This window comes from Pseudomonas sp. ADAK2 (assembly GCF_012935755.1).
Classification (GTDB): Bacteria; Pseudomonadota; Gammaproteobacteria; order Pseudomonadales; family Pseudomonadaceae; genus Aquipseudomonas.
Genome location: NZ_CP052862.1, coordinates 2,662,681 through 2,674,458 on the forward strand (window position 1 = coordinate 2,662,681; position 11,778 = coordinate 2,674,458).

Annotated in this window: 14 protein-coding genes; 7 read left to right on the top strand and 7 right to left on the bottom strand. The window is 59.8% G+C overall.

Annotated features, from left to right (window positions below; genetic code table 11):
• Nucleotides 1-72: 72 nt before the first annotated feature.
• Nucleotides 73-1,485 (bottom strand): amino acid permease, encoded by a 1,413-nt coding sequence (locus HKK52_RS12460; RefSeq protein ID WP_169371061.1) that lies wholly within the window; start codon nt 1,483-1,485, stop codon nt 73-75.
• A gap of 926 nt (nt 1,486-2,411) precedes the next feature.
• On the opposite strand from HKK52_RS12460, the gene HKK52_RS32790 reads away from it, so the two are divergent.
• Both HKK52_RS32790 and HKK52_RS12465 read left to right on the top strand, forming a co-directional pair.
• Nucleotides 2,412-2,546, top strand: coding sequence for a hypothetical protein (locus tag HKK52_RS32790; protein ID WP_054049237.1), 135 nt, complete (start codon nt 2,412-2,414; stop codon nt 2,544-2,546).
• Between the two features lie 68 nt (nt 2,547-2,614).
• A complete protein-coding gene (locus HKK52_RS12465) occupies nt 2,615-3,580 on the top strand; it encodes a leucyl aminopeptidase (RefSeq protein ID WP_169371062.1) in 966 nt (321 codons plus the stop codon).
• A gap of 171 nt (nt 3,581-3,751) precedes the next feature.
• Here HKK52_RS12465 and rluB read toward each other — a convergent pair whose 3' ends face one another.
• The 6 genes from rluB to HKK52_RS12495 form a co-directional block, all read right to left on the bottom strand.
• Nucleotides 3,752-5,056 carry a 23S rRNA pseudouridine(2605) synthase RluB gene (gene rluB / locus HKK52_RS12470; RefSeq protein WP_169371063.1) on the bottom strand — a complete coding sequence of 435 codons (1,305 nt, stop codon included), beginning with the start codon at nt 5,054-5,056 and terminating at the stop codon, nt 3,752-3,754.
• 155 nt (nt 5,057-5,211) lie between these two features.
• Nucleotides 5,212-5,403, bottom strand: a complete 192-nt coding sequence (locus HKK52_RS12475; protein ID WP_169371064.1) for a DUF1289 domain-containing protein — start codon at nt 5,401-5,403, stop codon at nt 5,212-5,214.
• Between the two features lie 124 nt (nt 5,404-5,527).
• Complete coding sequence (scpB, locus tag HKK52_RS12480) at nt 5,528-6,517, bottom strand: SMC-Scp complex subunit ScpB (protein ID WP_169371065.1); 990 nt, start codon at nt 6,515-6,517, stop codon at nt 5,528-5,530.
• An 11-nt stretch (nt 6,518-6,528) separates the two neighbouring features.
• Nucleotides 6,529-7,287, bottom strand: a complete 759-nt coding sequence (locus tag HKK52_RS12485) for a segregation and condensation protein A (RefSeq protein ID WP_178117485.1) — start codon at nt 7,285-7,287, stop codon at nt 6,529-6,531.
• Nucleotides 7,288-7,347: 60 nt separating this feature from the next.
• A complete protein-coding gene (locus HKK52_RS12490) occupies nt 7,348-7,977 on the bottom strand; it encodes an L-threonylcarbamoyladenylate synthase (RefSeq protein ID WP_169371067.1) in 630 nt (209 codons plus the stop codon).
• Nucleotides 7,978-7,990: 13 nt separating this feature from the next.
• Nucleotides 7,991-8,854, bottom strand: coding sequence for a PHP domain-containing protein (locus HKK52_RS12495; protein WP_133839184.1), 864 nt, complete (start codon nt 8,852-8,854; stop codon nt 7,991-7,993).
• Between the two features lie 87 nt (nt 8,855-8,941).
• Here HKK52_RS12495 and HKK52_RS12500 point away from each other — a divergent pair, with 87 nt between their 5' ends.
• From HKK52_RS12500 to HKK52_RS12520, 5 genes are all read left to right on the top strand, one after another.
• Nucleotides 8,942-9,538, top strand: coding sequence for a septation protein A (locus HKK52_RS12500; protein ID WP_133839185.1), 597 nt, complete (start codon nt 8,942-8,944; stop codon nt 9,536-9,538).
• 1 nt (nt 9,539) lies between these two features.
• Complete coding sequence (locus HKK52_RS12505) at nt 9,540-9,839, top strand: YciI family protein (protein ID WP_169371068.1); 300 nt, start codon at nt 9,540-9,542, stop codon at nt 9,837-9,839.
• Nucleotides 9,840-9,949: 110 nt separating this feature from the next.
• Nucleotides 9,950-10,363 carry a translation initiation factor 2 gene (locus HKK52_RS12510; protein WP_169371069.1) on the top strand — a complete coding sequence of 138 codons (414 nt, stop codon included), beginning with the start codon at nt 9,950-9,952 and terminating at the stop codon, nt 10,361-10,363.
• Between the two features lie 7 nt (nt 10,364-10,370).
• Entirely contained in the window at nt 10,371-11,048 is a 678-nt protein-coding gene (locus HKK52_RS12515) for a response regulator transcription factor (RefSeq protein WP_123509090.1), read from the top strand.
• A gap of 260 nt (nt 11,049-11,308) precedes the next feature.
• Nucleotides 11,309-11,758, top strand: coding sequence for a Spy/CpxP family protein refolding chaperone (locus tag HKK52_RS12520; RefSeq protein WP_169371070.1), 450 nt, complete (start codon nt 11,309-11,311; stop codon nt 11,756-11,758).
• The last annotated feature ends 20 nt before the right edge of the window (nt 11,759-11,778 follow it).

Below are 11,778 nucleotides of genomic sequence, written 5' to 3' on the forward strand. Positions count from 1 at the left end.
TACAGGATTTTGCATCCCCCTGAAAACAAAAAACCCGGCACATGGCCGGGTTTGTTGTTTCTACGTGCTGCGTTATTTCGCTGCAGCCTGCAACGCATGCTGCGCACTGCGCTTGTTCTTGATGCCGTAGCAGATCCACATGAACGCGACCCACACCGGGATCGCATACACCGAGATCTGAATGCCCGGGATCAGCAGCATCACGCACAGGATGAACGCCACGAACGCCAGGCAGATGTAGTTCCCGTACGGGTACCACAGGGCCTTGAACAGCGGCGTCTGCTTGGTTTTGTCCATATGCTGGCGGAACTTGAAGTGCGAAAAGCTAATCATCGCCCAGTTGATCACCAGGGTCGCCACGACCAGGGACATCAACAGCTCCAGGGCGTTTTGCGGGATCAGGTAGTTCAGCAGCACGGCAATCAGCGTCACTGCGGCCGAGGCCAGGATCGAACGCACCGGCACGCCGCGCTTGTCGATCTTCGCCAGGGCCTTCGGCGCATCGCCCTGCTCGGCCATGCCCAGCAGCATGCGGCTGTTGCAGTAGGTGCCGCTGTTGTACACCGACAATGCCGCGGTCAGGACCACGAAGTTGAGGATGTGCGCGGCGGTGTTGCTGCCGAGCATCGAGAACACCTGCACAAACGGGCTGCCGCTATAGGAATCGCCGGACGCGTTCAGGGTCGCCAGCAGGCTGTCCCATGGCGTCAGCGACAGCAGGATGACCAGGGCGCCGATGTAGAAAATCAGGATCCGGTAGATCACCTGGTTGATGGCTTTCGGGATCACGGTTTTCGGCTTGTCGGCTTCAGCTGCGGTGAAACCGAGCATTTCCAGGCCGCCGAAGGAGAACATGATGATCGCCATGGCCATCACCAGTCCGCTGACGCCATTCGGGAAGAAACCACCGTGGGACCACAGGTTGCTCACCGAGGCCTGCGGGCCGCCGTTGCCGCTGACCAGCAAATAGCTGCCCAGGGCAATCATGCCGACGATCGCCACGACCTTGATGATGGCGAACCAGAATTCGGCCTCGCCGAATACTTTGACGTTGGCCAGGTTGATCAGGTTGATCAGCACGAAGAAACCGGCGGCCGAGACCCAGGTCGGGATGTCCGGCGCCCAGTAGTGGATGTACTTGCCGACCGCGGTCAGCTCCGACATGCCCACCAGGATGTACAGGATCCAGCAGTTCCAGCCCGACAGGAAGCCGGCGAAACCGCCCCAGTATTTGTGGGCGAAGTGGCTGAAGGAACCGGCCACCGGCTCTTCGACGATCATCTCGCCGAGCTGGCGCATGATCATGAAAGCGATGAAACCGCAGATGGCATAGCCGAGGATCATCGACGGGCCAGCGGATTTAAGGACGCCCGCCGAACCAAGGAACAGCCCGGTACCGATCGCGCCACCGAGGGCGATCAGCTGGATATGGCGATTTTTCAGGCCGCGTTTCAGCTCGCCTGAATGCGAGTTTTGTCCACTCATGAAAAGGGTCTCACGCAAGGTTTGATGATGTTCAGTAGACGTTGCTGCTCAGCTGCAATTTCAAGCAGCGCCGATCAAACCCCAGCGCAAGCACCAGGAGTTCAGCGTATTTACAACGGTCATGCGTCACCTGTTTGTTTTTATCTGTGACGAAATCGAACCCGACACGCTTGTGGCGCGGCGGAGTGAACAAGACGGGTAGCCTTGAAGTGCGCAGATGCGCAGGAGGTCACAGTTAAAACGCGGCGCATTGTACACCGCTAACCCCCTGCTGCCAGACCCGCTGGATCAGCGTGTCGGTTGCCGGGATTGCCTGTGTCCGCCTCGAGGGTCTCGGGCAGCTGCAATAAAAGAGTCGGACCTTTGCAGGTCGTCGGCGCAGGCGATGAAAAAATCCACCCACGGGGAGAAATGGAGATCGATCACGGCGTTCATTGCGCCTCCTTCTTGTTATGCACCTGCACGGCAGGCATGGGACGCATCTCACCCTTCAAACGCCGCTGAAACAAGCGCGCCAGAGCCTTGCGAGACAGGCGCGAGACGACCTGGCGGAAGGTTTTCCTTACAGCCCTTGCAAAGGCGTCCTACGACAGGGTTTGGCCGTCGATTTCGTCAACTTTGCGTTACAAGCCGTAACGTAAATTTGCCAAATCAGATCTTTCTGTCAGCCGACTGCAAATTGACGGTAGGAAGCTTCCTAAGGAAAAGGTCGAGTTAGTTTTTTGTTTTTTATTAAGAAGTTCGCCTTGAAAAAATGGAATAAATAGTTCAAACAAATCTTATTTAATTATTTTTTTGCATTTTAAAAACCGTTGAACTAGGTTTTCAGCGACTTGCCGAGCCGCATCGACCGGCAAGTTGGTGTTGTATTCATCGATTGAAAACAACGCCGCTGTTCTTACTCAAAAGTCATCTAGGAGATTCACATGCAACTGGACAAAGACTTGGAAACTGAACTGCAACTGGACGATTGGTTTGAGGCACCGACCCATGAAGCCGCCGTTGAAATGATGCAAGCCGACGCGGTTGTTCCGTTCGGCACGGCGATGTGGCCTCTGTAAGCCATCCCGGCAGGCGCGATCCGGCCGGTCGCGCCTGCCACATTTCTCGGTTTGTCAGGGAGGACTACATGGATAAGCAACGGGCTATCTCGCATTTCCTTTACTACCTCGAACAACATCCGGCCCTCGTCGGCGTCAACCCGGCGAAGGTCCTGCTCGGCCACACCGCTGATTACGAGGCACTGACCGGCGCTATCGCCGAACAGGCCGGTAGCAGCACACCGTTCAGCTTCAGCGCCATGCGCCTGGACCTCGAACCCACCGAATTGCTGGCTCAGGCGATTACTGACAGTGATCTGTATATTTTCTTCTACGACTCTTCCACCCTGCCCAACCCACGTCCCGACGGCCCGGAATTTGTCCGCGCGCTGCAAGGCGTAATGGCGGAAAACTGGAAGAAGTCGCTGCTGTTCAAGGATTACGGCGATTATTTCTACGACACTTTCAGCGTCACCCCGCAGCGCATTGCCGGGTTGAACAGCCACTTGATCCAGCGCATGTCCCATGCCACGACGCTCAGTTTCAAAGATGATCACGGCTCATGGTTTGAAACACCGCTGAGCAGTATCAAGAAGTGGACTGACATCAACGGTGTCGGCAACTTTGACCTGGCCCCCGGCGAGATCGCGACTCATAGCGAAGAGATTAATGGCCGCGTGAAGTTCATGGGAACGTTCCTCAGCACCATTCCGTTTGCCCGCAAGTACGGAGTCCTGGAATCGCCGCTGGAGCTGTGGATCGAGAACTCGACCATCCGCAAAATCGCCACGGACGTGCCGGGGCTGGAGCATGACTTCAACAAATACCTGGACGCCAATCCGTCGAATCGGCGGATCGAGGAGTTGGGCATTGGCACCAATGAAGGCGTGAAGGAGCTTTACGCGCGCAACGCCGGGTTCGAGGAACGCCATTGCGGCTTGCACCTGGGGTTGGGCGGCGGGGCCAAGGGCAGTCATCACCTGGATTTGATCTTCTCCAGTGGCGTGTTGGCGCTGGACGATGAGACGGTGTTTGATGGGCGGTTTGTGTTCTGAATGATCGTTCCCATGCACCGCGTGGGAATGCCTCAATGGACGCTCCGCGTTCGCTTCGGTTGGGACGCGGAGCGTCCCGGGCTGCATTCCCACGCAGAGCGTGGGAACGATCAGCCAGACCAAAAAAAACGCCAACCCTAAGGTTGGCGTTTTTTATGACTCGCTTACCGATTACTCCGGCTTGCGACGCCCAAAGCCCGGACGCTGGCCCGAACCGGCTGGCGCGCCACGGCGTTTGCCCGATGGCGTGTCCTTGTCGACCAGGACGATGCCCGGACGCTTCTTCGCCGGTGCCTTGGCCGGGCGCTTGGTATCGGCCGGACGATCCGCCACTGGCGTACCGCGACTCGAATCACCACGAGCCTCACCACGAGGAGCGCCGCGATCGCTACGACCACCGCTTGGTGCGCCACGGCCTTCGCCGCGCTCGGTGCGGCCATTGGCCGGACGTGGCGTGCGTGGACCGCGCTCGCCGTCAGCACGAGGTGCTGCGGGCTTGCGGGCTGGACGCTCGCCTTCGATATGCGGTTCGCGGGTATCACGCGGCGTCGCAGCGGTCTGGTTACCGATGGCTGGACGCAACGAACGCACGCGCTCGGTCTTGCCCATCGGACGCGACGATTTACGCTGCATGCGATCGAGCTTGTCTTTGCTCTTGGCGTTCATCTGCGGCATGGCCACAGGCGTCAGGCCCACTTCAGCACTCAGAATGTCGACTTCGTACTGGCTCATTTCGCGCCAGCGCCCCATCGGCAGGTCGGAGTTGAGGAACACCGGACCAAAACGCACGCGCTTCAGGCGGCTGACCACTAGGCCCTGGGATTCCCACAGGCGACGAACTTCGCGGTTGCGACCTTCCATCACCACGCAGTGGTACCAGTGGTTGAAACCTTCGCCACCCGGGGCTTGCTTGATGTCGGTGAACTTGGCCGGGCCGTCTTCGAGGACGACGCCTGCTTTCAAGCGCTCGATCATCTCGTCATCGACTTCGCCACGCACACGTACCGCGTATTCACGGTCCATTTCGTAGGAAGGGTGCATCAGGCGGTTGGCCAGTTCACCGTCGGTGGTGAACATCAGCAGACCGGTGGTGTTGATGTCCAGACGGCCGATGTTGATCCAGCGACCTTCTTTCGGTTTTGGCATCTTGTCGAATACGGTCGGACGGCCTTCCGGGTCAAGGCGGGTGCAGATTTCGCCGTCGGGCTTGTTGTACATGATCACGCGGCGTACCGACTCGGCGGCTTCTTCGCGCTTGATCACGCGGCCATCAATGGTGATGGCGTCGTGCATGTCGACGCGCTGGCCAAGGGTGGCGTCTTTGCCGTTGACCTTGATGCGGCCGTGGCTGATCCAGGCTTCTACGTCACGGCGCGAGCCGACGCCGATACGGGCGAGGACTTTCTGCAGTTTTTCGCCTGCGGGGCCGATTTCGGCGTCGTCTTTCGGGCCGTCTTTCTGGTCGTTGATACTCATCTGGGCACCTCCCGGTGTGGTCTGTTCAGGCAGCTCTGAAGTGAGGGGCCTGAAGCGTTGAAAGCAGGGTCTCGGGCGAAGGGATCGCCGGAGGGTCGCGAATCATACGCTCATGCGAGCGTTCGCGCATCAGAGACTAGCTGATCAATCGAGACTTACTTGCCTTTCCGCCGACCGGTGGCGCCAAGCTTGATCAGGCGCAGCGCCGCTTCGGCGAGCACGGTGCGTTTGTCGGTCTTGTCGAGTTTCTTCCAGGCCTTGATTTCGCGCTTGCTGCGCCCGCACCCCACGCAGATGTCGTCGGTGAATTTGCAGACGCTGATGCAGGGGTCTTTGGTTGAGCTCATTTTTTGACTCCGCTCGCTCCCTCGCTCCGCGTGGGAATACCACCACGGACGCTTTGCGTCCGCTGTGACGCAGAGCGTCACGGGATGCATTCCCACGCGGAGCGTGGGAACGATCAGTGGAAGGTTAATCGTCGTCGAATTCGCGGCGTTCGGCCTCGATCGCTTCGGCCAGGGCCCGGGCTTCGGCTTCTTCGTCGCTCAGCTCCGGTTCGGGCTTGGGTTGCTCCAGAGCGGCGACAGCAGCCAGGAGCTTCTCCCGGGCTTCGGCCACACCGAGCACGTCGTCTTCCGGCTCTTCTTCAACTGTGGCTTCAGCTTCGATTTGAAGTTCAACTTCGATTTCCGGCTCAGGCTCAGGCTCCCGCTGCTCCAAAAGCTCCTCGCCCTCCGTCACCGCGCCATCACGCAACAAGTCATCAAAGTCAGTCTTGATCCCCTGCTCCATGTCATCCAGTTCCAGCAACAGCGTGTGGAAACTGGTTTCTTCCTTGGGCTCTTCCGGCTCGGCACTGGCGTCGGCCAGTTCCTGCAAACCGGCCGGTACCGGTGCGTCGTCGAAGTCGAGCACCGGATCCGGCTCCATCTCGCGCAGTTCAGCGAGCGGCGGCAAATCGTCGAGATTCTTCAGGTTGAAGTGATCGAGAAACACCTTGGTGGTGGCGAACATCGCCGGTTTGCCCGGCACATCACGGTAACCGACGATGCGAATCCACTCGCGTTCCAGCAACGTTTTGACGATGTGGCTGTTGACCGCCACGCCGCGCACGTCTTCGATCTCGCCCCGGGTGATCGGCTGGCGATAGGCGATCAGCGCCATGGTTTCGAGCATGGCGCGGGAATAACGTTGCGGGCGCTCCTCCCACAAACGACCGACCCACGGCGAAAACTTCTCACGGATTTGCAGGCGATAACCGGACGCGACTTCCTTCAATTCAAAAGCGCGGCCGTCGCAGGACTTGGCCAGAATCGTCAGCGCTTTCTTGAATACCGGCGGTTCCGGCCGCTCGCCCTCTTCGAAGAGTTCGAACAGGCGTTCAAGGGATTGCGGTTTTCCCGAGGCCAACAGAAAGGCTTCAAGCAGTGGCGCCAGCTCGCGGGGTTCAGTCAGGTTCATGATTCAACTCGTTATTCGGCTCGGGCCCGCACATGGATCGGCGCGAACGGCTCATTCTGCACCAGCTCGACCAAGGATTCCTTGACCAGTTCGAGGACCGCCATAAAGGTCACCACCACCCCCAGCCGTCCTTCTTCCGCGGTGAACAGTTCGACAAAGGGCACGAAGCCGCCGCCCTTGAGCCGTTCCAGCACGTCACTCATGCGCTCGCGGGTGGACAAGGCCTCGCGGCTGACCTGGTGACTTTCGAACATGTCGCCCCGGCGCAGGACCTCGGCCATGGACATCAGCAATTCTTCCAGGCTCACGTCCGGTACCAGCTTTCGCGCCCGAGCTTCCGGGGCATCAAGCTTGGGCACCACCACGTCGCGACCGACCCGGCTCAGGCCATCGATGCCTTCGGCAGCGGCTTTGAAGCGCTCGTATTCCTGCAAGCGCCGGATCAGTTCGGCGCGCGGGTCATCTTCCTCGGCTTCAATGGTTTCGGCGCGCGGCAGCAACATCCGCGACTTGATCTCGGCCAGCATCGCCGCCATCACCAGGTACTCGGCGGCCAGTTCCAGGCGCACCGACTGCATCAACTCGACATAGCCCATGTATTGCCGGGTGATTTCCGCCACCGGGATGTCGAGGATGTTGATGTTCTGTTTGCGGATCAGGTACAGCAGCAGATCGAGCGGGCCTTCAAAGGCTTCGAGAAAGACTTCGAGGGCATCCGGCGGGATGTACAGGTCCAGCGGCATTTCCATGACCGCCTGGCCATAGACCATGGCGAAGGGCAGCTCTTGCTGGGCTCCGGCCTGACTGTCGACGGGTTCTACTGCAGACATCTACGCCTCGGCCATGAACGGCGCAGGGTCGCCGCAACCGACGCGGATCACTTCCGGTTCGCCGTCGGCGAGGTTGATCACCGTGGACGCCTTGATCCCGCCGAAACCGCCGTCGATGATCAGATCCACCTGGTGCTCCAGCAACTGGCGCATTTCGTGGGGATCGCTCAGCGGGTCGGTGTCGCCCGGCATGATCAGGGTCACGCTCATCAATGGCTCGCCCAGTTCGGCCAGCAGCGCCAGGGCGATCGGATGGCTCGGCACCCGCAGGCCGATGGTGCGCTTCTTGGCGTGCAGCAACAGGCGCGGCACTTCGCGGGTGGCGTTGAGAATAAAGGTGTAAGGCCCCGGCAGGTGGGCCTTGAGGATACGGAAAGTGCCGGTGTCGATCTTGGCAAAAATGCCCAGCTGCGACAGGTCACTGCAAATCAGCGCGAAGTTGTGCTTGTCGTCGAGCTGACGCAAGCGGCGTACGCGCTCCACGGCGTTCTTGTCGCCGATCTGGCAACCAATGGCGTAGGACGAGTCTGTGGGATAAATCACCACCCCGCCTTTGCGGATGATCTCGACAGCCTGTTTGATCAGGCGCGCTTGCGGGTTTTCCGGATGAATCTGGAAAAATTGACTCACATTCTCTACCTGTTCAGACGGCGGCAATAATTGGGTCATGTTTGAATCGACACCATAATGGTGGCAGATCCTCCGGAACCGGGCGGTATTCACCGATTTCCGACCAGCCTCCAGGGCCATGAAAATCACTGCCGGCGCTGACCAGCAGACCGAACTCGCGAGCAAGAATGGCCAGGCTGCCGACCTGTTCGGCGGGCTGATGGCCATTGACCACTTCGATTGCGTGGCCCCCTGCTTGAATATAGTCAGAAATCAGGCGACGACGCTTGCTGCGAGTGAAATCGTAATGCCATGGGTGCGCCAGGCTAACCCAGGCACCGGCGGCGCGCAGGGTCGCGACGGTGTCTTCCAGGGTCGGCCAGTGTTGCTTGACGTCCCCCAGCTTGCCGGCGCCCAGCCATTTGCGGAACGCTTCGGCGCGGTCCTTGACGTAGCCTTCGCGCACCATCCAGTCGGCAAAATGCGGACGGGCCGGCGCGTTGCCGCTGTCGCCCAGTGCTTGCTGCATCTCGCGAGCACCGTCCATCGCGCCAGGCATGCCCTTGAGCGCCAATTTGCGGCTTATTTCTTCGGACCGTAGCCAGCGCCCATCGTGCAATCGGGCAATCGCCTCGACCAACGGTACGGCATTCACGTCGAAACCGTAGCCCAACACATGAATGGTCGCGCCGCCCCAGGTGCAGGACAATTCGACGCCGTTGACCAGTTGCATCCCCAACGCCGTCGCCGCGCTGCGGGCCTCATCGAGGCCTTCAAGGGTGTCGTGATCGGTCAAGGCCAGGACTCGCACGCCTTTCTCGAACGCACGCGCAACCAGTACCGCAGGCGCCAGGGCGCCATCGGAGGCCGTGCTATGGCAGTGCAAATCAACATTCACAGGGCTTTGTAACCTCAAATCAGCTGGCGCTATCGCGCGCCAATATGTTTGTTATTATGCCGACACATCCTGCTTCTGGCTGCCACTGTGAAACAATTCATCGACTTCATCCCGCTTCTGCTGTTTTTCATTGTCTTCAAAATCGATCCACGGGTCGTCGACATTGCCGGTCATGAGGTCACTGTAGGCGGTATTTACAGTGCCACCGCCATGCTGATCATCAGTTCCCTGGTGGTGTACGGCACGCTCTTCATCAAACAACGCAAGCTGGAGAAGAGCCAGTGGCTGACCCTGATCGCCTGCCTGGTCTTCGGTAGCCTGACCCTGGCGTTCCACAGCGAAACCTTCCTGAAATGGAAAGCCCCGGTGGTCAACTGGCTGTTCGCCCTGGCGTTCATCGGCAGCCACTTCATCGGCGACCAACTGCTGATCAAACGCATCATGGGCCACGCGCTGACCCTGCCGGACGCGGTCTGGACCCGCCTGAACATCGCCTGGATCGCCTTTTTCCTGTTCTGCGGCGCCGCCAACCTGTTCGTCGCGTTCACCTTCCAGAACTACTGGGTCGACTTCAAGGTGTTCGGCAGCCTGGGCATGACCCTGCTGTTCCTGGTCGCGCAGGGTATCTACCTGTCCCGCCACCTGCATGACGCCGACACTACAACGCCAAAAACCGAGGACTGACATGCTCTACGCCATTGTTGCCACAGACGTCGCCAACTCCCTGGAAGCCCGCCTGGCTAACCGGCCCGCGCACCTTGAGCGCCTGCAACAGCTCAAGAGCGAAGGTCGCATCGTGCTCGCCGGCCCGAACCCTGCCGTGGACAGCAATGATCCGGGCGCCGCAGGATTCACCGGCAGCCTGATCGTTGCCGAATTCGAATCTTTGGGCGCCGCACAGGCCTGGGCCGAAGCCGACCCATTTGTGGCCGCAGGCGTCTACGCCAATGTTTCCGTGAAGCCGTTCAAGCAAGTCCTGCCGTAAATTTCCCCCTCGCGATGAACCTTGTCGGTTCATCGCGCTCTCAATCGCTCATTATTCTCGTTTGCCTGCCGACAACTTGCCCAATAACTCGATTGGAATCAGGAGTCGTGATGCGCAAGGGTCCGTTGTGTCTGATGTTGGTGACGTTGTCGGTCGTGGCCCCCGTGCACGGTGAAGAGACTGCCCCCGGCAGTAACTCCACGCCGTTGTCGTTGAGCGCCGGCAGCCAGATCGCCGAGTTGCAGCAACGCTTGAAGGTCAGCGAGCAGCAACGAGAAGAACTGAACAAGCAACTGCAAAGTGCCGATGCCGAACGCGAAAGCGCCCAGCTGAGCCGGTTGCGCCAGGAGAACCAGCGTTTGAAGCTGCAACTCAAGGAAGCCCTGGCCAGCAGTCCACTGCCACGCTTGCTGACTGATCAGCAGCAATGGTTCGTGACCGGTGCCGGAGTAGCGCTATTGGCCCTGCTCTGCGGTATCTTTGCCAGTGGAGCAAGTCGAAAACGTCGGCAATGGCTAAATTGAGTGAGTCATGAGCGAGCTGTTATTAATTGATGATGACCAGGAGCTGTGCGAGCTCCTGAGCAGTTGGTTGAGCCAGGAAGGCTTTGTGGTCCGTGCCTGTCACGACGGCCAGAGTGCCCGCCGTGCGCTGGCCGAAACCTCCCCGGCGGCCGTGGTGCTGGACGTGATGCTGCCCGACGGCAGTGGCCTGGAACTGCTCAAGCAATTGCGCAGCGACCACCCGGACTTGCCGGTGTTGATGCTCTCGGCCCGTGGCGAACCGCTGGACCGCATCCTCGGCCTGGAACTGGGCGCCGACGATTACCTGGCCAAGCCCTGCGATCCACGGGAACTGACAGCCCGCCTGCGCGCGGTATTGCGCCGCAGTCATCCGGCGGCGGTGTCCAGCCAGCTCGAACTCGGCGACCTGTGCTTCAGCCCGGTGCGCGGCGTGGTCAGCATCGATGAACAGGAATTCACCCTCACCGTCTCCGAAAGCCGCTTGCTCGAAGCCCTCATCAAGCAACCCGGCGAGCCCCTGGACAAACAGGAACTGGCGCAGATCGCCCTCGGCCGCAAGCTGACCCTGTATGACCGCAGCCTGGACATGCACGTCAGCAACCTGCGCAAGAAGATCGGCCCGCACCCCGATGGGCGTCCGCGCATCGTCGCCCTGCGTAGCCGCGGCTATTACTACAGCCTCTAACTGGCTAAATGCGACCTGTGGCGAGGGAGCTTGCTCCCGCTGGGCTGCGAAGCGGCCCTCTCTTGACCTGAAAAGAAGCAGACTGCTGCGCAGTCAACGGGAGCAAGCTCCCTCGCCACAGACCAGTGCCTGGCAGAAGTGTCAGGTCGGCGCAAAACTGTCTTTACCCAAGCTTTACGCTCCGCTGACCGCCGCTGACCTTGATCTCCGTAATCTGAACTCATCCGGAACGTACCGGGAACGAGACAAGGAGATTCACCATGCGCAAGACTCTTATCGCTCTGATGTTCGCCGCCGCCCTGCCGACCGTTGCCATGGCCATGCCTGAAGGTGCCGGCCCGATGGGTGGCCCGATGGACGGAGCGCGCCACGGCGGTCAGATGCACGGCATGCACGGCAAAGGCCCGTACAGCCAGCTGGACCTGAGCCGCGAACAGCGCGAGCAGATCCGCAAAATCATGGGCGAGCAGATGCATGATCGCAAACAGCTGGTCGACAAGTACCTGGAGAAACTCTCCCCGGCTGACCAGAAAGCCATGAAAGACGAAATGGCCGCCAAGCATCAGAAAGCCCAGGCCGATGTCCGCGCCGTGCTGAAACCGGATCAACAGAAGAAATTCGACGAAATCCAGAAGAAACAAGCCGAGCGTCGTGCCGAGTGGGCTGAGTTCAAGGCCTGGAAAGCGCAACAACCGCAAAAAGCGCAATAATGTTCTAGTGTTTCGCTCTG

What these genes read in the sequence shown, in the direction of transcription:
- HKK52_RS12460 (WP_169371061.1), bottom strand. Translation starts at nt 1,485, where the DNA reads ATGAGTGGACAAAACTCGCATTCAGGCGAGCTGAAACGCGGCCTGAAA.
- HKK52_RS32790 (WP_054049237.1), top strand. Translation starts at nt 2,412, where the DNA reads ATGCAACTGGACAAAGACTTGGAAACTGAACTGCAACTGGACGATTGG.
- HKK52_RS12465 (WP_169371062.1), top strand. Translation starts at nt 2,615, where the DNA reads ATGGATAAGCAACGGGCTATCTCGCATTTCCTTTACTACCTCGAACAA.
- rluB (WP_169371063.1), bottom strand. Translation starts at nt 5,056, where the DNA reads ATGAGTATCAACGACCAGAAAGACGGCCCGAAAGACGACGCCGAAATC.
- HKK52_RS12475 (WP_169371064.1), bottom strand. Translation starts at nt 5,403, where the DNA reads ATGAGCTCAACCAAAGACCCCTGCATCAGCGTCTGCAAATTCACCGAC.
- scpB (WP_169371065.1), bottom strand. Translation starts at nt 6,517, where the DNA reads ATGAACCTGACTGAACCCCGCGAGCTGGCGCCACTGCTTGAAGCCTTT.
- HKK52_RS12485 (WP_178117485.1), bottom strand. Translation starts at nt 7,287, where the DNA reads ATGGTCTATGGCCAGGCGGTCATGGAAATGCCGCTGGACCTGTACATC.
- HKK52_RS12505 (WP_169371068.1), top strand. Translation starts at nt 9,540, where the DNA reads ATGCTCTACGCCATTGTTGCCACAGACGTCGCCAACTCCCTGGAAGCC.
- HKK52_RS12510 (WP_169371069.1), top strand. Translation starts at nt 9,950, where the DNA reads ATGCGCAAGGGTCCGTTGTGTCTGATGTTGGTGACGTTGTCGGTCGTG.
- HKK52_RS12515 (WP_123509090.1), top strand. Translation starts at nt 10,371, where the DNA reads ATGAGCGAGCTGTTATTAATTGATGATGACCAGGAGCTGTGCGAGCTC.
- HKK52_RS12520 (WP_169371070.1), top strand. Translation starts at nt 11,309, where the DNA reads ATGCGCAAGACTCTTATCGCTCTGATGTTCGCCGCCGCCCTGCCGACC.